The following is a 22,943-nucleotide window of genomic DNA, read 5'->3' on the forward strand; positions in this document are numbered from 1 at the left end:
GTCGACCCAGGCGCCGTCGATGTGGTTCTGCCAGTAGGGTTGGATATCGGTCATGGTGCTGTCCCGGTCAGTCGGAGGTTGGCGGTCACGCGGTGATTCGATTGGCGTGTAGACGATCGTAGTGCGGTCGCATCCGCCGGTGCACGCGCCGAACGCGATCGGGCGCGTCCGCCACCTCTACGTATTTCCGCACCTGCGGTGTCAGCCCCGTGGAATTTGCGAGGTTGTGGTGAAAGGAGCCCCCGTCCCACCAGCTGTGCTCGGACGGGTCACCGCCGGGTTCCCAACTCAAGGCCTCTGGGATGAACGGAATGCCCACGGCATCGCAAAAGGCCGACACCATGGCCTCGGGATTTTCCAGCACATCATCGCTGTCGATCACCGGCGGCGGCTCGCCGTTCAACGCCCAGAGCAGGTCGAACAGTGCGCGCTGCTCGGGGAAGCCGACCTCGGCCTCGTCGAAATCGGGCCACTTGTTGTACATCGACGAAATCGTCTTCGCCGGGTCGCGGATCAGAAACGCGTGGGTGAAGTGTGCGAGAAAGTCCGGCGTCCACAGGTGGTTGATGTAGTGGGGGAAGTCTTTGAGGAAGACAGGTCCGCTTTCTGCACGCGCTTGTATATCCGCCCAGACGGACTCCAACGTCAAACCCGGTGTAATCTTGTCGCCGGGTTTGAATCGTGGCCAAAATGGGTCTTCGCCCTGGTACCAGGCTTCGCCGAAGGGCTCGTGCAGGCAATCGAGGTCGCCGCGCTGTCGCATCATCCACTCAAACGCGGTCGAGGTGGAGCGGGGTACCGCCCAGAGGGCAACGATCTTATTCACTGAGACTCTCCAGCAAGGTGCCGTGCCGACCGACTGGGGCGATGCCGAGGTCGCGAAACAGCGCCCAGTAGAGCGCAGTGTCGTGCGCAACCACCGGTTTGCCGAGCGCGGCTTCGAGCCGGGGCGTGAGCTGCAACGGGCGCTCGGGCAGGCCGTTCGGACCGCTGCGGAAGTTGCACATGCCGTTGATCAGGTAGGCGTCGGCTTCGGGTGCCTGCTCGGCGACGTATAAAAAACTCCGCTCGGCGAGGTCGCCGTTGAACACCCAACGCTTCGCGTTGACCGCAGCCTGGCTCTCGAACCAGCCCTGGTCGTGAAAGTTGCCGGCCCAGACCACGTCGAAGCCCGCCTCGGTCAGAAAGCCGACCGTGCCCTGCCACCATTCCGGCCAGTGGTAGGCGGCGTTCAACGCGACCTTCTCGATGTTGAGCGCGCGCAGCGCTTCGACCATGGCGTAGCCCGCCATGTGGAAGCGCACACCGTGTTTGTCCGAGAGGTCGGCGCAGTGTTGACGCACGCCCTCGACGCCCAGGCCGCAGGCGTGGACCCAGTTCGACCCCACTTGTCCTGCGACGTCGACGCCGTTGCGCGCCATGCAGTGGACGAAATCGTCGAGCATGCCGAAGTTGCGCTTGCGCTGGTCCAGGCCGTGGCTGTAGTCCGGGTCGTGCAGCATCCAACCGTGCACCCCGACCGTCGGCGGTGCCATGCGCAGGAAATCGCTCGGTGCGGCGTCGAAGTCGAAGGGCGGGCAGGTGAAGCCCACCTGGTGCGGGAAGAGTTTGTGTTCCGGTCGCCATTCGGTCGGCATCATGGTCAGTCGCGCTCCCCGGTGTTGGGTTCGGCCGTCGCCTCGAAGCTCGGCAGGGAGTCGTCGATGCAAAGCCAGGCGAGGTGTTCACCGCGGTGGCAATGCAGCTGCGGTACGAAGGTGTCGGGCGCGTCGAGCGAGGCGCCGTAGAGGTGCACTTCGCCGGGCCAGCGGGTGCTTTCGAAACTCATCGGGCTGCCGCAGCGCGGGCAGAAGCTGCGCAGGGCAATCTCGGAGGAGTTGTAGAACTGGCGCTCGCCCTGCCAGGAGACCTCTTCGGCCTCGAAGCCCATCCAGGCCACCACCGGCGCGGAGGCGGCGCGGCGGCAACTCTCACAGTGGCAGAGGGCGGTCCATTTCGGTGGGCCTGCAACAGCGAAGCGCACGGCGCCGCACAGGCAGCCGCCCGCCCGGCCAACCGCATCGAGATCAGGCTGCGCCATCGATCGCCTCGCGCATCCAGCGTTGCAAGTGCATGACCGGGTGCTCCGACGACACGCCGCCGTTGGGGTCAACCACGAGCGGTCCCGGCACGTAGCCGCGCGATTGCAACCCGCGCTGGACGGACTCGACGAGGTGGATGTCTTCTTCAACGGTGGTCTCGCGATCCTGGATGGCGAGTTTGCGCACCGATTCGTCGTCTTCGCCGCCAACTGAATACCAGCCGCGCCAGACGGTCACCGTGTTCGGGCCTGTTGCGCGCCAGTGGTAGGTGTTGAGGACGTTGCCCGGGTAGACCTGTGCGCTGAACATCGGCCAGAGGAACCAGCTCGAGTACTCGTCGTGGTGCTCGAAACCGGACTGGATGTCGTAGGTCATCTTGTCCAGCGCCTGGCACTCGGTGGTGTGGCGCAGACACATGCCCTGCGGTTGGATGTCGTAGGTCTCGGGTTTGACCACGCCATTGGCGAAAGTCGGGTGGTTGAGGCTGCAGTGGTAGCACTCGGAATAGTTCTCCACCGAGACTTTCCAGTTGCAGTTTTCCGGAATTTCGACCCACTCGATCGGCTTGAGCTCGGCCCAGTTCGGCACCCACTCCTCGAGCTCCTGCCGGGCATTCGGGAACCACTCGTCCATGGGTTTGGCGTCGGGGTCGAGGTTGACGAAGACGAAGCCCAGGAATTCCTCCACGCTCACCGCTGTCAGGCAGATCTGGCTCTTGTCGACGCCTTCGACGGCGTTGAGGTTGGGGCCGGCGCGCAGTTGGCCGGTCAGCTCGTACGCCCACGCGTGGTAAGGACACACCAGCATCCGTTTTTTCCCGCTGCCGGAGACGAGCTCGTGCGCGCGGTGCTGGCACACGTTGTAGAACGCGCGGACCACACCGTCTCTACCGCGCACGGCAAACAGGCTTTGCCCTGCGATCTCGAAACAGGTGTATTGGCCAAATTCGGCGATATCCGACGCGTGACACGCAAACTGCCAGGTGCGCGCAAGCAGACCCGCGCGCTCGTTGTCGAACACCGCGGGGTCCGTGTAGTAGCGCGCGTCGAGTGACTTCAGCGGTTCGGTCATGACGGTGTCTCGCTGTAGAGGCCGATCGCATGGCGGCGCGCGTGGAAGGCGTCAACGCGTTCCACGATCTCGTCACCGGCTTCGGCAATGACAAAAGACAATAGCGTTTCAAGTAGCGCCAGCGTGCTCACGGACGACGGAAAAAACTGCGGGGTGTCGGCAGCCACCACGAAACCGTGGTCGGCGTCTTGATACAACGGGCTCGCACGGCTGTCCGTGATGCCGATCACGGTCACGCCCTGCTCCCGTGCGACGGTCACAGCCTCGAGCACCTCGCGGCGGTAGGGTGCGCAGGTGATCGCGATCAGTGCATCGCGTGCGTCGGACCAGGCGAGGTCGTCGGTGGCGGCAGAGCCGGCGCGCGGGATCGTGTGAAACTGCACCATGCCGGTCGAGGCGAGGTAGGTGAAGTTGCGCGCGTTGGCGTTGTTGACACCCACCCCGAGCGTGAACACGTTGCGCGAGGTCCAGATCGCTTTGGCCGCGTCGGTGAGTGCGTCGGCCGAGATGCCGGCGAAGGTCTCTTCGATGTTCGCCAAGGCAGACTGCACCATGTCGGCGTAGACCTCGCCCATCTGCCCGGACTTGCTGATCGCCTGGAGGAAGCGGGCGCGGTCGGGGAAGGTGACTTCGCCCTGTCGGATCGCCTCGCGAAACGGTTGGCGAAACTCCTCGTAGCCGTCGAAGCCGACCTGGCGGGCCATGCGCACGAAGGTGTTCGGCTTGACGCTCGCCGCTTCAGCGATCTCGCGCACGGTCGACACACCCACATCGCGCGGGTTGTCGAGCACGTACTTGGCGGCTTTCTGGGCCTCTGGTGTCAGCTCGCCGAACTCCTCGACGAGCCGGTCGAGGACGGCGCTTGATACGTTTGTGTCATTCATGATTGACAAAGGTACATTTGTCAAACTAACTTGTCGAGACCCTTTTTCAGCGTGGGAACGTGCCGTGTCCGCACCCGAATTTCCGAGCCAGGCCTGTGTCGTCATCGTCGGCGGCGGGGTCATGGGCGTTGGTCTCGCCTACCACCTCGCCCACGAGGGCTGGGGCCCCGACACCGTGCTGCTCGAGAAGGCCGAGCTGACCTCGGGCTCGACCTGGCACGCCGCCGGGCAGATCACCCATTCCACCTCGTCCTTCAGCCTGGGCAAGTGCGTGGAATACAACATCGGGCTCTACAGCGGTGCGCTCGAGGCGGAGACCGGTCAGGCCTGCACCTGGCACGGCTGCGGCTCGTTCCGCCTCGCCTACACGCAAGACGAGATGGACTGGTTGCGCCACACGCTCTCGGTTGGGCGCTCGCTCGGCTTCGAGATCGAGCTGGTCAAACCGGACCGTGTGGCCGAGCTGCACCCTTTCTACAACCTCGACGGCGTGCTCGGCGCGCTGCACACACCGCTCGACGGGCACGTCGACCCGACCAACGTCACCATGGCGATGGCGGCCGGCGCGCGTGCCAAGGGCGCCCGCATCATCCGGCAGTGCCGGGCGACGAACATCACGCAGGCGCCGAACGGCGAGTGGGTGGTCGAGACGGAGAAGGGCACGATCCGCTGCGAGCACGTGGTGAACGCGGGCGGCACCTATGCACGCCAGATGGGCGAGTGGTCGGGCCTGCAGTTGCCGATGACCTCGATGACCCACCACTACTTCGTGACCGAGGAAGTGCCGGAGTTTCGCGACCTGCCGAAAGAGCTGCCGGTGATCCGCGACGACCGCAAGGTGTCGGGCTACATCCGCATGGAGCAGAAGCGGGGCCTGATCGGCATCTACGAGAAAGCCAACCCCAACACCGTGTGGGAAGACCACTGCCCCTGGGAAGCCGAGCACGAACTCTTCGACGCCGACTACGACCGCGTCATGCCGTGGCTCGAGGAGAGCCTGAACCGCATGCCGGTGTTCGCTGAACTCGGCATCACGCGCGAGGTGCACGGTGCGATCAGCCACCCGCCGGACGGCAACCCGCTGATCGGGCCGGCGCCGGGCGTGCGCAACTACTGGTGCTGCTGCGGCACGCAAATCGGCATCGGCTGGGGCCCGGGCCTCACGCGCGAACTGGCGCGCTGGATGGTGCACGGCGCCGCCGCCATCTCCATGCGCGACTACGACCCGCGCCGCTTCGGCAGCTACGCGACCAAGGACTGGCAGATCATCAAGGCAAAAGAAGACTACTGCCTGCGGCACGAGATCCCGTTTCCGCACCTCAACCGCCTGGCCGGTCGGCCGGTCAAGCCGTCGCCGCTTTACGACACGCTCAAAGCCAAGGGTGCGGTGTTCGAGGAGGTCTACGGCTTCGAGCGCCCGCGCTGGTTCGCGCGCGACGGCGTCGAGCAGTGCGACCACGACAGCTTCCGCCGCTCGCCCACTGACACCCTGGTGCACGCGGAGGTGGCCGCCGTGCGCGAATCGGTCGGCCTCATGGACATAACCGCGTTCACCAAGGTCGAGGTCAGTGGGCCGGACGCCTACGCGTTGCTCGACCGCCTGGCCGGCAACCGCATGCCGCAAAAGGTTGGGTCGATCACGCTGACCCACCTCCTGAACCGCCGCGGCCGTATCGAGATTGAGGTGACGGTCGTGCGCCTCGCCGAAGACCGCTTCTACCTCGTCTGTGCGGCCTTCTTCGAGCAGCGGCTGCTCGACCACCTGGCCCTGCACCGCGTGGACGAGGACGTCAGCATCACCGCGCGCTCGGCGAGCTGGGCCGCGCTGGCCCTGAACGGCCCGCGGGCCCGCGACGTACTGGCGGCCTGCACCGACGCCGCGCTCGACAACGCGTCTTTCCGCTGGCTGTCGGCGCAGGAGATCACCGTGGCCGGCCACCGCATCTGGGCCTTTCGCATGTCCTACGCGGGCGAGCTCGGCTGGGAGTTCCACCTGCCGTTCGAGGCTTGTGTCGACGTCTACACCGCGCTCTGGCAGGCCGGTGAAGCCCATGGCATCCGCGACTACGGCAGCTTCGCGATGAACGTCATGCGCCTGGAGAAAGGCTTCAAGGGCGCGGGTGAACTGACCAACGAGGTGACCCTCGCCGAGGCCGACGTGCTGCGCTTTGCGCGCCAGGACAAAACCTTCGTCGGCTCGGACAAGACCTTCAACACCGAGATGCCCTGGGTCTGCGTGTACCTCGGCATCGACGCGGACGGCGAGATCGACGGGCACGGCGGTGAGGCGGTGCTGCTCGACGGCGAGGTAGTCGGCTCGACCGCGTCGGTGGCCTACGGCCCGACCGTCGACAAGGTGCTGGCCTTTGCCTACGTCAAACCGGCGGCGGCGGCGCCCGGCACCGCGCTCGAGGTCGTCATTCACGGCACACCGCGCAACGCGCAGGTGTTGGGCGAACCGGCGTATGATCCGGCGAGCGACCGACCCCGTACCGACGCAGAGGATGCCGCATGAGCTTGCCGGAAACGATGACCGCCATGGTCACAATGGGCCACGGTGACGTGGATCAGATGGTGTTGCACACCGACTGGCCGCGGCCCGAGCCCGCCGCGGGTGAGGTGCTGATCCGGGTCCGTGCCTGCGGTTTGAACAACACCGACGTCAACACGCGCTCGGGCTGGTACTCCAAAACCGTGACCGACGCCACGACCGGCGGCGCATTCGAGGAGGTGGGTGAGGACGACCCGACCTGGGGCGGGGCGCCAATCACCTTCCCGCGCATTCAGGGGGCTGACGTGTGCGGTGAGATCGTCGCAGTGGGCGAGGGTGTGGACGCGGCGCGGGTCGGCGAGCGCGTCATCACCGACAACTGGCTGCGCGACCCCGCCGACCCCGACAACAAAAACAAGACCGGCTACTTCGGGTCCGAGCGCGACGGCGGCTTTGCCGAGTACACGACGATCCCGGCCACCAACGCGGTCCCGGTGAATTCGCCCCTCAGCGACGCCGAGCTGGCGACCTTCTCCTGCTCGTATTCCACCGCCGAAGGCATGCTGACCCGCGCCAACGTGACCGACGCTGACACTGTGCTGGTGCCCGGGGCGTCGGGCGGCGTCGGTGGCGCGCTGGTTCAGCTCGCCAAGCGGCGCGGCGCGCGGGTGATCGCGCTCGCCTCCGAGGCGAAACACACAGACGTTGCCAAGCTCGGCCCCGACCGCATCCTGCCGCGTGCGCCCGAAAACCTCCGGGCCGTGCTCGGCGACGAGACCGTCACCGTGGTGGCCGACGTGGTCGGCGGCCCGTATTGGATGACACTGATTGACGTGCTTGAGCGCGGCGGGCGCTACACCTGCTCGGGCGCGATCGCGGGCCCGATGGTGGAATTTGACCTGCGCACTTTCTACTTGCGCGACCTGACGTTCACCGGCTCGACCGTCATCGACCCCGTCGTGACCCAACGCCTGGTGCGGTACATCGAAGCCGGGGAGATCCAACCCGCGCTCGCCGCGAGTTACCCGCTCGCCGAGCTGCGCGAAGCACAAACCGCGTTCATCGCCAAGGCGCACACCGGCAACATCGTGGTGACCGTGTGAGCGCAACGCGGCACCGATCCCCGGGCGTCTGCGCGCGCGGCGCGCTCGCGCATTGCCACGATCTCCCCGTGGGAGCGCGATGCCTCGCCGGGCCGCGCAGGCAAAGCGAGATCGGGCGAATCTCCGGAGGACATAAAGACCGTGCCCCGCGCCGGTCGCCCGGGTCGGCTGCCGCCGAGCCCGCGCGCCCACAGAACCGCCACCACGATCTCCTCGTGGGAGCGCGATCCTCGCAAAGCGAGATCGGGCGAATCTCTCGAGAGTACCAAGACCGTGCCCCGTACCGTTCGCCCGGGTCGGCTGCCGCCGAGCCCGCACTCCCACAGGTCGGCCTTCACGCTCTCAACGTGGGAGCGCGATGCCTCGCCGGGCCGCGCAGGCAAAGCGAGATCGGGCGAATCTCCCGAGAGCATCAAGACCGTGCCCGGCGCCTTTCGCCCGGGTCGGCTGCCACCGAGCCCGCACTCCCACAGGTCGGCCGCCGTGATCTCTTCGTGGGAGCGCGATGCCTCGCCGGGCCGCGCAGGCAAAGCGAGATCGGGCGAATCTCCAGTGGGCATCAAGACCGTGCCCCGCGCCGGTCGCCCGGGTCGGCTGCCGCCGAGCCCGCGCTCCCGCCGGGGTGCGGTGGCGGGCTTGTGTCTCTTTCATGGGCGCAGTCGTGACTGTGCTCGAACGCGTGTACGCGGCTTGCGGCGCGCTGGTGGCGGCCACCCCAGCGTTGCGTGACTTCGCGCCGTGGCCCGACACGCCGATGCCTGTACACAAGGACCCGGTGTCTGTCCCCACCGTGGTCCACCTGCACGATCTCTTCGTGGGAGCGCGATCCTCGCAAAGCGAGATCGGGCGATCCCCTCCGGAGCATCAAGACCGTGCACGGAACCGATCGCCCGGGTCGGCTGTCGCCGAGCCCGCGCTCCCACAACTACACCAGGACGTCATCGACGCCACCCTGGCCGCTGCGGACACTATCGAATGGCGGCGGACCTACACCGAGGCTGAAGTTGGCGCCGACTTTCTCGCCCGTTACGGTTACTTCGAGTTGCTCGGCCCGACCGGGCATTTCGAAGACCAGACGACGCGCGCCTACATCGGCTACTGGGGACCGAGCCTGCATTACCCTTGGCATGCACACCCGGCCGAGGAGTGTTACTACGTGCTCGCTGGCGCCGCGGACTTCCACATCGAGAGCGGTTCGTCTCGCTGCGCGGTGGGCGAGCACCAGATTCACACCGGCAATCAACCCCACGCCATGACCGTCCCCGCAGACGGTCCTGGCCTCCTGACCTTCGTGCTCTGGCGCGGGGCGGGCCTCGGGGAGAACGCCACGATGTCGAGTGCCGCATGAAGATCACGCGCATCCGCGTTTTCAAGACCCACTTGCCCTACGTCGGCGGCGCCTACATGTGGGGCGCGGGCAACGCGATCGAAACCGCGATCGCGTCCGTTGTGGTCATCGACACGGACGCGGGCTTGCAAGGCTGCGGCGAGTTCACGCCCTGCGGCGAGAACTACATGGTTGCCCACTCCGAAGGCGTCGAAGCGCTGGCGCGGTTGGTCGCGCCGCGGCTGCTCGGTGAGGACCCTCGCCAGGTCGCACGCGTCGAACAGTTGCTCGACCACACGGTCCAGGGCCACGGTTACGCCAAGGCGCCGTTCGACGCCGCCTGTTGGGACCTGCTCGGGCAAGCGGCTGATCAGCCCGTGTGGATGCTGCTCGGTGGCAAGCTCACCGACGGTGCGTCGATGTACCGCGTGGCGCCGCAGAAGGCCACCGACGAGACGCTGGCCGAAATGCAGCGCCACCGCACGAACGGCTACCGCCAGTTCCAGATCAAGGTGGGCGGCGACTGGGCCAGCGACGTCGATCGCATTCGTGCCGGGGTTGGCATGCTTGAGCCGGGCGAGAAAGCCATGGCCGACGCCAACCAGGGCTGGCGTGTGGACAACGCGATCCGCGTCGCGCGTGCAACACGCGACCTCGATTTCATCCTCGAGCAGCCGTGTCGCACCTATGAGGAGTGCCAGCAGGTGCGCCGCGTGGCCGAGCAACCGATGAAACTCGACGAGTGTGTCACCGGCCTGCGCGCGGCGCAGCGCATCGTCGCCGACCGCGGCGCCGAGATCTGCTGCCTGAAGATCTCCAACCTTGGCGGCTTGAGCAAGGCGCGGCGCGTGCGCGACTTCCTGGTCGAGAACCGCATCCCGGTGGTGTCTGAGGACACGTGGGGTGGCGAGATCACTTCGAGCGTTGTGGCACATTTTGCCGCCTCGACACCGACAGAGTACCTGCAGAACACCACCGACCTCATGCACTACAACACGCGGTCGACCGGCATCGGCGGCGCCACCACGGCAGACGGCAAGCTCTACGCGCCGGATGCGCCCGGTCTCGGGGTGACGCCGGACTTCGACAGCCTGGGCGACCCGGTCGCGAGCTACGAACCATGAACATCACGCGCATCAGCGTCTACCACGTCAACCTGCCACTCGAGTACCCGTACTGGCTCTCGGGCGGCCGGCTCAAGTTCGAAACCCTCGACGCCACGCTGGTCAAGGTCGAGACCGACGCCGGTGTGACCGGCTGGGGCGAGGGGACCCCCTGGGGCCACACCTACGTGCCCGCGCACGGCCCGGGGATCCGCGCCGGCATCGAGACGATGGCGGCCTTCGTGCTCGGCCTCGACCCGCGCAAACTGCTCGATGTCGAGCGTGCGATGGACCTGGCCCTGCCGGGGCACCTGTACGCCAAGAGCCCGATCGACATGGCCTGTTGGGACATCGCCGGGCAGGCTGCGGGGCTGCCGATCGCCGACCTCATGGGCGGCGGTTCGCGCACGCCGCGGCCGATCGCGTCGTCAGTCGGCGCCAAAACCGTCGAGGAGACGCGCGAGGTTATCGAGCGCTACCGCGCACGCGGCTACATTGCGCACTCGGTCAAGATCGGGGGCGACGTCGAGCGCGACATCGCCCGGGTGCGCGACGTCGAATCGATGCGCAAGCCCGGTGAGATCGTCCTCTACGACGTCAACCGCGGGTGGACGCGCCAGCAGGCCCTGCGCGTGATGTCGGCCTGCGAAGACCTCAACGTGATGTTCGAGCAACCTGGCGAGACCCTCGACGACATCGCCGCCATCGCACCGAAACACGCGAGCCCGGTGTCGGTCGACGAGAGCCTGGTGACCCTGCAGGACGCGGCGCGCATCGCACGCGACGGGCTTGCCGAAATCTTCGGCATCAAACTCAACCGCGTTGGCGGCCTGACCAAGGCAGCGCGTATGCGCGACGTGGCACTCGCCCACGGTATCGACCTGTTCGTCATGGCGACCGGCGGGTCAGTGCTCGCCGACACCGAGGCGCTCCACCTCGCCGCAACCATTCCCGACGACAACTGCCACGCGGTCTGGGCCTGTCAGGACATGCTGACGGTGGACATTGCCGGCGGGCGGGGTCCGCGCAACCGCGACGGCCACCTGCACCTGCCCGAGGCCCCGGGCCTCGGCGTGCACCCGGACGAAGACGCGCTCGGCGACCCCGTTGCCGTTTACCGCTGAGAACTCGGCCATGAAGATCACCCGGCTTTCGCTCTGGCACGTGCCCCTGACCAGCCACGCGGCCTACTACATGGCCGACGGCAAGACCTGCGACACCGTCGACACCGTGGTGCTGCGGGTCGACACGGACGCCGGCGTGTCCGGTTGGGGTGAGGTCTGTCCGATCCCGCACTACCTGCCAGCCTACGCCGGCGGCGTGGCGCCGGCCCTGAACGAGCTGGTGCCGGTGCTGATCGGTGCCGACCCGGTCGGCGTCGACGCCGTGATGGCGAAGGCCGACGCCTACCTGCACGACCACCGCTACGCCAAATCGGCGCTCGACATGGCGCTCTGGGACATCACCGGCCAGGTCGCCGGGCTGCCGCTGTATGCGCTGCTCGGCGGGCGCCACAGCGAGGACATGCCGCTCTACCACTCGATCACCTGCGTTGCGGCCGAGGAGATGGCGCGCATGGCGCGCGAGGCGCAGGACGCCGGCATGACCCAGTTTCAGGTCAAGCTCGGCGCCTCAGGCGATTGGACGACCGACGTCGAGCGCCTGAGCGCCGTGCGCGACGCAGTGGGTGTGGGGCCGCTCGTCTACGGCGACTGGAACTGCGGAGCAACCTCGCTCGATGCGACGCGCGTCGGCCGCGCGGTCGCGCACCTCGACATCATGCTCGAGCAGCCCTGTGCCGAAATCGAAGACTGCGCGCGTGTGCGCGCTGCGACCGGCTTGCCCATGAAGCTCGACGAAAATGCGCACGACACACGCAGCTTGCTGGCCGGGCACGCACAGGGCTGCATGGACGCCGTGGCGTTGAAGCTCAGCAAATTCGGCGGCGTCAGCGCGACGCGGCGCGCGCGCGACCTGTGTTTGCACCTCGGTGCGAAGATGTGTGTCGAGGACACCTGGGGCTCGGACATCACCACCGCGGCGCTGCTGCACCTCGCAGCCAGCACCCCGCCGGCGCGGGTGCTCAACACCTGTGACCTCTCAGGCTACGTTGCACCGCGGCTCGCGCCGACGGCACCGGTCCGCACCAACGGCCGCATCCGCCCGCCCGAGGGGCCGGGCTTGGGTATCACTGTCGACGCCGGTGCACTCGGCGACCCCGACGTCATTCTCAGCTAACCGGAGCCGACATTCGTGAAAATCCGCACCCAGTCCGAGTGGCACGACTATGCCCGTGAAGTGTTGCCGGCCGGTGGCTTCGGCAACTTCGACCCGAGTGTCATCATCACCCACGGGCAGGGCTCGCACGTGTGGGACGCCGACGGCACCGAGTACATCGACTACCTGATCGGCTCCGGGCCGATGCTGCTCGGCCACGGCGACCCGGAAGTGATGGAGGCGGTGCTCGAACAACTGCCCAAGGGCATGACCTTCTTCGCCAACAACCCCAGCGGCATCGAACTCGCCGACGAGATCTGCAGGGCGGTGCCGTGCTGCGAGCAGGTGCGCTTCGTCGCCTCGGGTGGCGAGGCCGACATGTACGCGATCCGCCTCGCGCGCGCCTACACCGGGCGCAACAAGATCCTGAAGTTCGAAGGCGGTTACCACGGCATGAGCGCCGAGGCTCAGATGAGCCTCGCACCGACCGAGAACGTCAACTTCCCGCGCGCGGTGCCGGACAGCGCGGGCATCCCGCAGGGCGTCGCCGACCAGATGCTGATCGCGCCGTTCAACGACCTCGACGCGGTCGATTCCCTGCTCGGCGAACACGACGACATCGCTGCGATCATCGCCGAGCCACTGCAGCGGATCATCCTTGCGCAGCCGGGTTTCCTCAAAGGGTTGCGCGAGCTCGCGACCAAGCACGGCGTGCTGCTGATCTTCGACGAAATCGTCACCGGTTTCCGACTCGACTACGGCGGTGCGCAGGAGCGCTACGGTGTCACGCCGGACATCTGCACGCTCGGCAAGATCATCGGCGGTGGCTTCCCGCTCGCCGCGCTCGGCGCGAGCCGCGAGATCATGGCGCACTTCGACAAGGCGGTGGTCGGGCAGGGCAACTGGCTGATGCAGCTCGGCACCTTGTCGGGCAACCCGGTCGCCTCGGTGGCGGGGCTCAAGACCATGGAAATTCTGCGGCGGCCGGGCCAGTACGACCGCCTGCGCGCGATCGGCCAGCAGCTCATGGACATGCACACCGCCGTGCTCGGCGAGGCTGGCATCGCGCACCAACTCAGCGGCGACCCGACGCTCTTCGACGTCTACTTCACCGACGCCGCCTGCGTCGACTACCGCACGGCCCGGCACCGCGACCCGTCGGTCAACGACACCTGGAACGCCCACCTGCGCGCCGGCGGCATCTTCAAGTCGCCCGGCAAACTCTACCCCTCGCTCGCCGTGACCGACGCCGACCTTGAGCAGACGCGCGCGGCGTTCGAGGCGGCAGCAGCGCACATCGCCGGCTGACCGCGCAAACTCAGGGTCAATACCCCCGCACTGGGTCCACAACGTTGAACAGCGGCTCGCCGCTGCGGTACCGGGTCAGGTTGCTCGAAAACAATTCCGCCGAGCGCAGGTACCAGTCGTCAAAGACCGACGAGCAGTGCGGGGTGATCAGCAGGTTGTCGCAGTCCCAGAGCGGATCGTCGGCGGGCAGCGGTTCGGTGGCGAACACATCCAATGCGGCTCCACGGATGCGGTGATTTTTCAGGGCGCCGAGCACCGCGTCCGGTGCGATCACACCGCCGCGCGACACGTCCACGACCACGGCGGTCGGCCGCATGGCGTCGAACGCCGCCTGGTCCAGCAGCCCGCGTGTTGCGTCGAGCAACGGCACGCACACCACAATGAAATCCGCGCGCGACCACAGGTTCGGCAACTCGGCCGGGCTGTGGACTTCGTCAACGTGTGGGGTGTCCTGCGGCCGGGCGCGGGTGCCGAGGGTGGTGAGCCCGAGCGCCTTCGCGCGCCGTGCGACGGCCACCCCGGTGTGGCCGAGGCCGACGATCAGCACGGTCTTGCCGGCGATGGGTTCGACCGTGCCGTTCAGCCAGCGACGTTCGGCCTTGGCCGCCTGAAAGGTCGGCACCTTGAGCGAGAAATGCAACATCGCCCCGAGCGCGTATTCCGCCATCATGTCGGCCGCGACGCCGGCCGCGTTGGTCACCGTGAGCCGCGCCGGGTCCCAGGGTGTGAGGTGGTCGGTGCCCGAGCCGCCGACCGCGACCCACCTGAGGTTCGGCGCGTTCAGCAAGGCGTCCCGCGGAAACGGCACCCCGCCGTTGAAGCGCACGCTGTAGACCACCTCGGGTTGCAGGGTGTCGAGCAGGCCCGGCAGCGCGGTGTGGTCGTCGCAGGTGTGCACCTCGAGGTCGGGGTGCTGCGCGGACAGCACCGACAGGGCCGGTGCGGCGGAATCGGTGTGGACCAGGGTGACCGGGCGTGTCATGGCGTCAGACTCCGTTGTGGGCTTGAGTGGGTGGGTCGAACAGCAGCGCCGTCAAGTCGCTGAGACGCGCGCCCTCGCGTGTGAGCCCGAGTGTCGCGTCCCGGATCGCCGCCGCGCGCGCGGCGCCGATCGACGGCGAGGCAAAGGCCATGAACTTCTCGATCACCTCGTTGCGGTCCATCGGGTGCTCCGGGCCGCCGCGGGCGTGCACGTCGCCCGAGGCGAGCTGCTGGCCGTCGGCGGTGGTGATCACGACGTCGGCGAAGCGGCTGACCGGGAAGCGGGCGCTGTGGTGGGCCGCCTCGCGCACCGAGATGCGCCCGAGAATGTCCGCAACACGGGGGTCGGACAAGCCGCTGCCGGTGATGTGCTCGACGCCGATGTGGCCATACGCGGCCACGGTGGCGACGGCAAACGGCAACGAGTACTGCGCCTTCGAGGTGTCGTCCGGCATGCCCTGGAAAAGGCACGCGGCTTCCTCGAAGGTGTTGACCTCGATTGCCTGGATCTGGTCTGCGACAAGGTTGTGCTCGCGCATCAGGGCGCGTGTGGCGTCGATCGCCGCGTGCGCCCAACGGCAGATCGGGTAGGGCTTCACGTACTGGTGCTGCATGTGCCAGAAGTCGCCGAGGTCCTGCCAGTAGGGCGCCACCGCCGGCGCCTCGACCGTGATCGCGGGGGCGCCGGTAAACCCCCCTTCGGCCAGTACCACCGACGAGAGCCCGGCCAGCGCGCCCCAGCCCGAGCCGTCGTGCAGCATGGTGGGGTTGGCGATTTCGCGCATCATCTGGCTACGCGGTCCGTGGTACTCGGCGATGCCGAGCGCCTCGCGCAGCGTGCCGTCGTCGAGCCCACGCAGCCGCGCCGCCAGTGCCACCACCCCGAGCGCGTTCCAGGCCCCGGAGGTGTGGTAGTCGCTGACCGTGTTGTGCAGGCTGATGCCGGCGCGTCCGGCGACTTCGTAGCCGACCGTGAGCGCGGCGAGCGCGTCGCGGCCGGGGATGTCTTCGAGCGTCTCGGACAGCACCGCGAGCGCCGGTGCGACGACCACGCCGATGTGCCCCTTCGTCGGGTTGTAGCCGTCGTGGCCGTCGAGGTTGTCGGTTTGCGTCGCGGCAGCGTAACCCGCACCGGCGAGGCTCACGCGTCGCCCGTCGAACAGCATGCGCGCACTGGTCTCGCGTCGGTCTGTGCCATACAGCGCAACAGTCGCGTCGCGCGCGATGCGGCCAGCGTCCATCGGGCCCGCGCCGATCGTGATGCCGAGGGTGTCCAGGCACATCAGTGCCGCGGCCTCGAGCACCGCGTCGGGGAAGGCGTCGGTCGGGCGACGCAGGCTGAAGGTGGCGACCCGCTCGAAGGTGTCGCTTGGGGTCGGAATGGCGGTCACGGGTGCCCCGTCAGCGTAGCGTGTGGCCCTGGCATCATACGCGCAGCGGGCGGCCTCGCGAACGGGCCCGGCCGGGCGGGCGACCGCGGCGTTTTCGTGCCGCTAGCGAGCACCTGAATGCCGGTTCGGCCTGTACCGGATGCGATTTCGCCCGGTGTCGGAGTCCGCTGGTCCGGCGCAGTTCAGGACGGTTCGGCGTCGCCGGCAGCGTGGGGCGCGGCATCCGCCAGGACTTTTCGGCCCTCGATCGCCATGTCGACCAACACCCGGTGGGCGTCGTGTGCCGTGTCGATTGGCCGGGTCAGCGGCACGGACAGCGTGGTGTCGCCCGACAGGCCCAACTCGATCGTGGTGGGTGTCAGGCCGAGCATCGTGGCTTCAGTCACGTCGGGGCGCGCGGCGTAGGCGTGCGCGTACAGCACCAGGGCGTCGGCGTGGTCCTCGTTCATGTGATCGACGATGCGCTTCATGTCTTCCGGCGTCACATTCATCGGTGTTGTCTCGCGCTGCACGGGTCGGCCAGTGTACGGCATCGGCGCGTCGCGTTCGTCACGTCGGCGATCCCGGCTCGGCCACCGCGGGCGGGTCGAGCATGTCTTCGAAGAACCAGGCCGCCAGTTCGTTGCGGCTCGACACCCCGGCTTTCTTGTACACGCTCGAGGCCTGCTGGCGCACCGTTTTCTCGCGCGTCTCGCGCAGCTCGGCGATCTCGCGGAACGACAAGCCCTTGAGCAGGCCGATGACCACGTCCTGCTCGCTCGCGGTCAGATGCCACGCGTCAAACTGTTTCTGCATGACGCCACGGTACTGGCTGGCGAGGTTTTGCGATTTGGCGTCGATCTGCGCGAGCTGCCCCCGGGCCTTGGAGAGCTGCCCACGCAACTCGCTCAGTGCCTTGCGCTGCGACAGGTGGCTGGCGATGAACAGTGCCAACACGACGCCGCTCAGCGCGAAACGAGCGAGGTCGTCGCCCATGGCACGCCAGGTCTCACCGTCGGAGAATTCCGAAGCGATCTCGACGGCGCTGGTGCCGAACACGATCAACACGAACAGGGCAAAGACGGTTTCCTTGTAAGGTATCTGGTCCATCGGCGGTCAGCAGGTGGGGACAAAGAGTCTAGCGATCAACGCAGTAGGGACTATCGGACATGTGCCCCACGGCGCATGCCCGACGCACCCAGCGCCGTCGCCGCGCTCATCGACCATTGGCTCGATGGACGGTGCGGTCACCCTAACCAAAGCTGTGCTGCAATGTCCAACCGACCCCGCGAGATCACGACCATGGCCCCGACGCTCTCCCGCCGCCGCTTTCTCACAGCCGGTTCGACCCTCCTCGGCGCCGGCCTGGTGCCCGCACTGCGTGCGCAGACGGTGCCGACGCGCCTGCCGATTCCGACACTCGCAGACGGCAGCGGCGGCGACCCGCTCGACTTGCTCATCAAAGAGAGCACCTGGTCGTTTCTGCCTGGCGTCGAGACGCCGACGCTCGGTTTCTCGCAGCGCTACCTTGGCCCCACGCTGCGCGCGCGGCGCGGCTCTCCGCTGCACCTGCGCTACCAGAACGACCTCGCCGAGGCCGTCGCGGTGCACGGCCACGGACTGCACGTGCCGGGCGACGTTGACGGCGGGCCGCAGCTTGCCATGGCGCCGGGCGAGGTCTGGCACCCGACACTCGAGATTGTCCAACCGGCCGCGACCTGCTGGTACCACTCGCACACCCACGGCAGCACGGGCAGCCAGGTCTACCGCGGACTGGCCGGCATGATCATCATCGACGACGACGAGTCCGATGGCCTCGACCTGCCGAGCCGCTACGGCGTCGACGACCTGCCGGTGATCATCCAGGACCGCACTTTCGACGCCGAGGGGCGGCTGGTGTATTCGCTCAACGACGCCGGCGAAGACGGCTGGTTGGGTGAAACCGTGGTGATCAATGGCGCGGTGTCACCCGAGGCCGAGGTGCCGGCGGGTCTGGTCCGCCTGCGCCTGCTCAACGGCGCGAACGCGCGTTTTTACATCGTCACCTTCGCCGACAACCGGACCTTCCACAAGATCGCAACCGACGGCGGGCTCATGGCTGCGCCTGTGCCGCTGACGACCATGGAAATGTCGCCGGGCGAACGCTGCGAAATCCTCGTCGACCTCTCCGACGGCATGCCGGCGGGCCTCCTGACGCTGTTCGAGGACGAGTGGGACGAGGAGGGCGAGGGCATCCTGAGCGGCATCATGAACCTCTTCAATTCGTCTGAGAAAACCCTGCCGCCGCCCGCGCTCACCCTGGCCCCGAACCCGGACCTGACACCCCACCGGGCGCCGATGCCGCAGCAACTGGTCACGATCGCGGAGCCCAAGGCGTCCGAGATCGTGCGCACCCGTGACTTCATCCTCGACATGGACCACGACGGCGGCATGGCGCACACCGAACACGGCGAGCACGTCAAGATGGACATGACCATCAACGGCGCGGTCATGGACATGAGCGTGATCAACGAGCGGGTCAACAAGGGCGAATGGGAGCGTTGGCGCGTGCTCTCGAACCAGGGCGTCCACCCGTTCCACGTGCACGGCTGCTCGTTTCTGATCGATAAGATCGAGGGCGAGGCAGCGCCGGTGGACCAGCGCGGCTGGAAGGACACGGCGGTGCTGGACGACGACGGCTGGACCGAGTTCGTCGTGCGCTTCGACTACGAAGCGAGCGAGGCGCACCCGTACATGTACCACTGCCACATTCTCGAGCACGAGGACCGCGGCATGATGGGGCAGTTCACGGTGACCTGATGTGGCGTGACGCTCACGCCACCGATGTGACCGTGTCGAGCACCAGCATTGTCGCGGTTTCGGTGACCGCCGGAATCCGCTTGAGCTCGGTCAGCACCCACTCGCGCAACGCGTCCACATCCCGCGTGCGCACGGTCAGGATGCAGTCGAGGTTGCCGGTCACGAGCGGGCACTGGGTGATTTCCGCTGCCGCCTGCACCGCCTCGCCAAACGCCGAGATCGCCTCGGGTGTCGGTTGCGACACGCACACCGTGATCAGCACCGTGACCCCGTTGCCAAGCGCAGCCCGGTCGACGCGGGCGCCGTTGCCGGTGTTCACACCGCCGTCTTCCAGCCGTTTGACCCGCCGGCTGCAGGGTGTGGGCGAGAGACCCACGCGGTCTGCCAGCTCGGCGTCGGAGATGCGCGCGTCGGCCTGCACGGTCGCGATGATCTTGCGGTCGGTGCGGTGGAGCGTGACTGGATCGCCATCGAGGTCGGCGTCGGGCCGGGGGACGCCGGCGCGCTCGCCGAGGGCTGCGACGACGTGTCCGCGCGTGCCACGGCCTGCGAGCCGGGTTTCAAGCCGCCGTTCTTCACCCCGCGCGGTGGCTTCGCCAGCCTGCGCGCCCTGGCCTGGCACGTCTGGGGCAGCGACGAGCTGCGCGGCCGTCGCGTCGCCGTGCACAGCCTCGGCCAGACCGGTGGCGACCTCGCGTGCCAGCTGCTCAACGACGGTGCCGAACCGGTGTTCGCCGACGTGCGCGAGACGGCGGCGCGGGATGCCATCGCGCTTCGGCGCGACAGCGGTTGCGCCGAGGCCATCCACGCACACCCGGCAGACCTCTTCGTGCCCTGTGCCCTCGGCGGCGTGATCTCCGACCGGACGGTGCCCGAACGCGCCGTGCGTGGCGTGTGTGGCCTCGCCAACAACCAGCTCGCCGAACCCCGCCACGGCGCGGCGCTGGCCGCGCGCGGGCTTGTCTACGTGCTGGACCACGTCGTCAACGCGGGCGGTATGATGGGGGCGTCGACAGCAGTCCTCTCTGAGGTCACGCGCGCCGAATCGCCGCGCCGGATCGACGGTTTGTACGACACCATCCTGTCGATCCTCGAGACCGCGCGTGCGACCGGCGTACCGCCGTCGGATGTCGCCGACGCCCAGGCCTGCGAACGCTTGCCAACGCCGCGTGCCGAGCCTGACTGCCTTCGCTTGCTGACGAGGACGCTGCCATGCCGGCCTACGTTGTTTCGATGATGACCATCACCGACCCTGACACCTACCGCCAATACACCGACCGCACACCGCCGCTGGTCAGGCAACACGGCGGGCGTTTTCTGACCCGCGGCGAGCCGGTCGAGTGTGTCGAGGGCGAGGTGTACCGTGGTCGCCTGGTGTTGCTCGAGTTTCCGAGTCAGGCGGACATCGAGGCGTGGTACAACGACCCGGGGTACCAGCAGGCCAAGGTGTTTCGCGAGGCCGCCTCGACCCTGCACCACCTGCTGGTGCAAGTGGGCGGGAGCAACACCGAAGACCCGGATCCGAAGCTGTCATAAACCGTGCACAGGAGGGTGCGTCATGCCAGAGGCGATTGTGGTGCGAGAGTACGGTGGCGCCAAGGCGCTGGTGTGCGAAGCCGTGGATGTCCCGACGCCGGGACCTGGTGAGCTGCGCGTTCGGCAGACGGCGATCGGCGTCAACTATCACGATGTGTACGTGCGATCGGGCTTGTACAAGACGCTGGCGCTGCCCGGTATCCCGGGGTGCGAAGCGGTGGGTGTGGTCGACGCGGTCGGCGACGCGGTGACGCGGTTTGCGGCCGGTGATCGCATCGCCTATGTCACGCCACACTACGGCGCCTACACCTCGCACCGCGTGTTGGCCGAGCCCCTCGCGGTTCGCCTGGACGACGGTGTGTCGGATGTGCAAGCGGCGAGCAACCTGCTGCGCGCGATGACTGTGGATATGTTGGTACAGCGCGTCTGCCAGGTCCAGGCAGCGCACACGGTGCTGGTGCACGCGGCCGCTGGCGGTGTCGGGCGTTTGCTGTGTCAATGGGCGGCGCACGTCGGTGCTCGCGTGATTGGCACCGTGGGTTCAGCCGCGAAGGCCGAGCGGGCCCGGCAAGCCGGGTGCGCACACACGGTGTTGTATCGCGACGTCGATGTGATTGAAGCCGTGGCGGACATCACCGACGGTGCGGGCGTGGACGTGGTCTTCGACTCGGTCGGTGCCGACACCTTCGCGAGCTCGCTCGCGGTGCTCAAGCCCTGCGGCCACCTGGTGAATTTCGGGCAGAGTTCCGGACCGGTTGATCCGATCGACATGCCAACGCTGGCAAGCAAATCGCTCACCGTGTCGCGGCCTATCCTGTTCCACTACATGGCTGATACCGAGCGTTATCAAACCATGGCCGATGCCGCGCTGCACGCTCTGCAACACGGCGTGCTCGCGACACCCGTCGCCATGCCTTTCGCCCTGCACGAAGCATGGCGTGCACACGCGTTGCTGGAGTCCGGCGAAGGCGGTGGCGCCATTGTGTTGTTGCCGCCAAGATATTCTGAAACGGGTGACGCGCCTGCATTATAGGTTATTCGCGGAGCCCGGCGTTGTCAGCCTGGCCACGAGCCGCTTGGAACCAACGGCGGTTTCAGGTGTCGGCATGGGATGCACGTCAACGATGTGTTGCTCACCCGCAAAGACGCTCTCTCAGGAGGAGATCTCATGCCGCAGAACCCTGAACACGCTGACCCTGCGCTTCGGCGCCGCACCCTGCTCAAGGCCACCGCCGCCCTGGGCCCGCTGGCCGCAGGCCTCGCCGCCACCACCGCGCACGCTGGCGGCCACGCCGCCGCCCAGCCCAACGCCATCAAGCACAGCTTCGCGTTGGGTGAATTCAATGTCTCCACCTTGCTTGCGGGCACCCGCACCGTCGAGTCGCCGCAGAACATCTTCGGCATGAACGTCGACGCCGAGACCTTCGAATCCGTCAGCAGTGCCCACTTCCTGCCGGTCGACGCCGCGCAGTTCTTCTTCACACCCACCGTGGTGCAAGCCGGGTCCGACACCGTGCTGTTCGATACGGGCCTCAACGCCGACAGCATCACCGCGCCACTCGCCGCCGCCGGCATTGCGCCCGAGGACGTCACCATCGTCGTCCTGACCCACATGCACGGTGACCACATCGGCGGCCTGCTCACCGCCGACGGCAGCCCGACCTTCCCGAACGCCCGCTACGTCACCGGTCAGGTCGAATTCGATGCCTGGGCGCAGATGGGCAACGAGCGCTTTGACAAGCTGGTTCGCCCGCTCGCGGAGAACATGACTTTCCTCGGTGCGGAAGACACGGTGGTGTCGGGTATCACCGCGCACGCCACCTTCGGCCACACACCTGGCCACATGGCCTACCGACTCGAGTCGGGTGGCGAGCAACTCGTGCTGATCGCTGACGCGGCCAACCACTACCTGTGGTCGGTCGGCTTCCCCGACTGGGAAGTGAAGTTTGACCGTGACAAGGCCGCAGCCGCTGCGACGCGCAAGGCCCTGTTCGGCATGTTGGCCGCCGAGAAGATCCCCTTCGTCGGCTACCACATGCCTTTCCCGGGCATCGGCTACGTCGAGGCGCGACCTGACGACCGCTTCCACTACACCCCGGTGTCCTACCAGCTCATGCTGTAAGGCGCTGCCCGAGCGCGCGCCCAGTCACGGCGCGCGTTCGGGGCAAGCACTTCCCGATCGCCCGCTGTGGCTACGCCACGACCAAGCTCGCACACGATCCCGGGCCAACTGTGGGAGCCGTGTCCTGGCGAAGCCAGACACGGCGAATGAACCCGGCGCTAACCACGAAGCCGCCGTCCATTCCAATCGCTCGGTGTGGCTACGCCACGACCAAGCTCCCACAGGCTCAGAGGCCAGCCGTGGGAGCCGCGTCCTGGCGCAGCCAGACTCGGCGAATAAGCCTGGCGTTAAACGCGAAGCCGCCGTCCATTCCCATCGCTCGGTGTAGCTACGCCACGACCGAGCTCCCACAGGCTCAGAGGCCACGTGTGGGAGATTCTATGGTGCGTAGCAAGCGTTTTCTGTGTGTTTTCTACGCTGAGCCGAACAACAGTGCCTGGTCGTAGTCTCTGCCCGTTTTCAGCAGGCTGACCGCGACCCTGGCGATCTTCCTCGCCAGGATCACCAAGGCCTGGGTGCGCTCGAAGCCACGGGCCAGGTAACGCTCGTA

At 67.3% G+C, this 22,943-nt stretch carries 23 protein-coding genes and 1 pseudogene; 12 read left to right on the plus strand and 12 right to left on the minus strand.

The window, feature by feature from the left end:
• Positions 1–85: 85 nt before the first annotated feature.
• Genes AAGA11_18470 through AAGA11_18490 form a run of 5 tightly spaced genes read right to left on the minus strand, consistent with a single transcriptional unit; the run spans position 86 to position 4,036 of the window.
• Positions 86–826 carry a sulfotransferase family protein gene (locus tag AAGA11_18470; GenBank protein ID MEM9604856.1) on the minus strand — a complete coding sequence of 247 codons (741 nt, stop codon included), beginning with the start codon at positions 824–826 and terminating at the stop codon, positions 86–88.
• Positions 819–1,640 carry a hypothetical protein gene (locus AAGA11_18475; protein ID MEM9604857.1) on the minus strand — a complete coding sequence of 274 codons (822 nt, stop codon included), beginning with the start codon at positions 1,638–1,640 and terminating at the stop codon, positions 819–821. The genes AAGA11_18470 and AAGA11_18475 overlap by 8 nt, the downstream gene beginning before the upstream one ends.
• A 2-nt stretch (positions 1,641–1,642) precedes the next feature.
• Positions 1,643–2,080: a GFA family protein gene (locus AAGA11_18480; GenBank protein MEM9604858.1), complete on the minus strand. Its 438-nt coding sequence runs from the start codon at positions 2,078–2,080 to the stop codon at positions 1,643–1,645.
• A complete protein-coding gene (locus tag AAGA11_18485; protein MEM9604859.1) occupies positions 2,067–3,152 on the minus strand; it encodes an aromatic ring-hydroxylating dioxygenase subunit alpha in 1,086 nt (361 codons plus the stop codon). The genes AAGA11_18480 and AAGA11_18485 overlap by 14 nt, the downstream gene beginning before the upstream one ends.
• Positions 3,149–4,036: a MurR/RpiR family transcriptional regulator gene (locus AAGA11_18490; protein MEM9604860.1), complete on the minus strand. Its 888-nt coding sequence runs from the start codon at positions 4,034–4,036 to the stop codon at positions 3,149–3,151. Before AAGA11_18490 ends, AAGA11_18485 begins: the two co-directional genes overlap by 4 nt.
• A gap of 64 nt (positions 4,037–4,100) precedes the next feature.
• On the opposite strand from AAGA11_18490, the gene AAGA11_18495 reads away from it, so the two are divergent.
• The 7 genes from AAGA11_18495 to AAGA11_18525 all read left to right on the plus strand — a co-directional run bounded on the left by AAGA11_18495 (position 4,101) and on the right by AAGA11_18525 (position 13,585).
• On the plus strand, positions 4,101–6,551 hold the full coding sequence (locus AAGA11_18495) for an FAD-dependent oxidoreductase (GenBank protein ID MEM9604861.1): 2,451 nt from the start codon (positions 4,101–4,103) through the stop codon (positions 6,549–6,551).
• Positions 6,548–7,630 carry an alcohol dehydrogenase family protein gene (locus tag AAGA11_18500; protein ID MEM9604862.1) on the plus strand — a complete coding sequence of 361 codons (1,083 nt, stop codon included), beginning with the start codon at positions 6,548–6,550 and terminating at the stop codon, positions 7,628–7,630. The genes AAGA11_18495 and AAGA11_18500 overlap by 4 nt, the downstream gene beginning before the upstream one ends.
• 649 nt (positions 7,631–8,279) lie before the next feature.
• Positions 8,280–8,978 carry a dimethylsulfonioproprionate lyase family protein gene (locus tag AAGA11_18505; protein MEM9604863.1) on the plus strand — a complete coding sequence of 233 codons (699 nt, stop codon included), beginning with the start codon at positions 8,280–8,282 and terminating at the stop codon, positions 8,976–8,978.
• Positions 8,975–10,081 carry a mandelate racemase/muconate lactonizing enzyme family protein gene (locus tag AAGA11_18510; GenBank protein ID MEM9604864.1) on the plus strand — a complete coding sequence of 369 codons (1,107 nt, stop codon included), beginning with the start codon at positions 8,975–8,977 and terminating at the stop codon, positions 10,079–10,081. Before AAGA11_18505 ends, AAGA11_18510 begins: the two co-directional genes overlap by 4 nt.
• On the plus strand, positions 10,078–11,184 hold the full coding sequence (locus AAGA11_18515) for an enolase C-terminal domain-like protein (GenBank protein MEM9604865.1): 1,107 nt from the start codon (positions 10,078–10,080) through the stop codon (positions 11,182–11,184). Before AAGA11_18510 ends, AAGA11_18515 begins: the two co-directional genes overlap by 4 nt.
• Before the next feature lie 10 nt (positions 11,185–11,194).
• Positions 11,195–12,298, plus strand: a complete 1,104-nt coding sequence (locus tag AAGA11_18520; GenBank protein MEM9604866.1) for a mandelate racemase/muconate lactonizing enzyme family protein — start codon at positions 11,195–11,197, stop codon at positions 12,296–12,298.
• A 15-nt stretch (positions 12,299–12,313) separates the two neighbouring features.
• Positions 12,314–13,585: an aminotransferase class III-fold pyridoxal phosphate-dependent enzyme gene (locus AAGA11_18525; protein MEM9604867.1), complete on the plus strand. Its 1,272-nt coding sequence runs from the start codon at positions 12,314–12,316 to the stop codon at positions 13,583–13,585.
• Positions 13,586–13,601: 16 nt separating this feature from the next.
• Here the strand turns inward: AAGA11_18525 and AAGA11_18530 are convergent, their stop codons facing one another.
• The 4 genes from AAGA11_18530 to AAGA11_18545 all read right to left on the minus strand — a co-directional run bounded on the left by AAGA11_18530 (position 13,602) and on the right by AAGA11_18545 (position 17,046).
• The gene (locus tag AAGA11_18530; protein MEM9604868.1) at positions 13,602–14,567 is read right to left on the minus strand and encodes a D-2-hydroxyacid dehydrogenase; all 966 of its coding nucleotides are present in this window, start codon (positions 14,565–14,567) and stop codon (positions 13,602–13,604) included.
• 4 nt (positions 14,568–14,571) lie between these two features.
• Entirely contained in the window at positions 14,572–15,957 is a 1,386-nt protein-coding gene (locus AAGA11_18535; protein MEM9604869.1) for an MmgE/PrpD family protein, read from the minus strand.
• A gap of 182 nt (positions 15,958–16,139) precedes the next feature.
• The gene (locus AAGA11_18540; protein ID MEM9604870.1) at positions 16,140–16,448 is read right to left on the minus strand and encodes a DUF2470 domain-containing protein; all 309 of its coding nucleotides are present in this window, start codon (positions 16,446–16,448) and stop codon (positions 16,140–16,142) included.
• 58 nt (positions 16,449–16,506) lie between these two features.
• A complete protein-coding gene (locus tag AAGA11_18545; protein ID MEM9604871.1) occupies positions 16,507–17,046 on the minus strand; it encodes a LuxR C-terminal-related transcriptional regulator in 540 nt (179 codons plus the stop codon).
• Between the two features lie 162 nt (positions 17,047–17,208).
• On the opposite strand from AAGA11_18545, the gene AAGA11_18550 reads away from it, so the two are divergent.
• Positions 17,209–18,735 (plus strand): multicopper oxidase domain-containing protein, encoded by a 1,527-nt coding sequence (locus AAGA11_18550; GenBank protein MEM9604872.1) that lies wholly within the window; start codon positions 17,209–17,211, stop codon positions 18,733–18,735.
• A gap of 13 nt (positions 18,736–18,748) precedes the next feature.
• Here AAGA11_18550 and AAGA11_18555 read toward each other — a convergent pair whose 3' ends face one another.
• Both AAGA11_18555 and AAGA11_18560 read right to left on the minus strand, forming a co-directional pair.
• Entirely contained in the window at positions 18,749–19,054 is a 306-nt protein-coding gene (locus AAGA11_18555; GenBank protein MEM9604873.1) for an Lrp/AsnC ligand binding domain-containing protein, read from the minus strand.
• 21 nt (positions 19,055–19,075) lie between these two features.
• Positions 19,076–19,171 (minus strand): annotated as a pseudogene (locus AAGA11_18560) (winged helix-turn-helix domain-containing protein).
• Positions 19,172–19,183: 12 nt separating this feature from the next.
• Between AAGA11_18560 and AAGA11_18565 the strand changes: the two are divergent.
• The 4 genes from AAGA11_18565 to AAGA11_18580 all read left to right on the plus strand — a co-directional run bounded on the left by AAGA11_18565 (position 19,184) and on the right by AAGA11_18580 (position 22,393).
• A complete protein-coding gene (locus AAGA11_18565) occupies positions 19,184–19,972 on the plus strand; it encodes a hypothetical protein (protein MEM9604874.1) in 789 nt (262 codons plus the stop codon).
• Complete coding sequence (locus AAGA11_18570; GenBank protein MEM9604875.1) at positions 19,948–20,271, plus strand: DUF1330 domain-containing protein; 324 nt, start codon at positions 19,948–19,950, stop codon at positions 20,269–20,271. The genes AAGA11_18565 and AAGA11_18570 overlap by 25 nt, the downstream gene beginning before the upstream one ends.
• Before the next feature lie 22 nt (positions 20,272–20,293).
• Positions 20,294–21,304: a quinone oxidoreductase gene (locus tag AAGA11_18575; GenBank protein MEM9604876.1), complete on the plus strand. Its 1,011-nt coding sequence runs from the start codon at positions 20,294–20,296 to the stop codon at positions 21,302–21,304.
• A 135-nt stretch (positions 21,305–21,439) separates the two neighbouring features.
• Positions 21,440–22,393: an MBL fold metallo-hydrolase gene (locus AAGA11_18580; GenBank protein ID MEM9604877.1), complete on the plus strand. Its 954-nt coding sequence runs from the start codon at positions 21,440–21,442 to the stop codon at positions 22,391–22,393.
• Between the two features lie 412 nt (positions 22,394–22,805).
• On the opposite strand, the gene AAGA11_18585 is transcribed toward AAGA11_18580, so the two are convergent.
• Positions 22,806–22,943: IS110 family transposase (locus tag AAGA11_18585; protein ID MEM9604878.1), on the minus strand; the 138-nt coding region annotated here is incomplete at its 5' end.

The organism is Pseudomonadota bacterium (genome assembly GCA_039196715.1).
Taxonomy (GTDB): Bacteria; Pseudomonadota; Gammaproteobacteria; order CALCKW01; family CALCKW01; genus CALCKW01.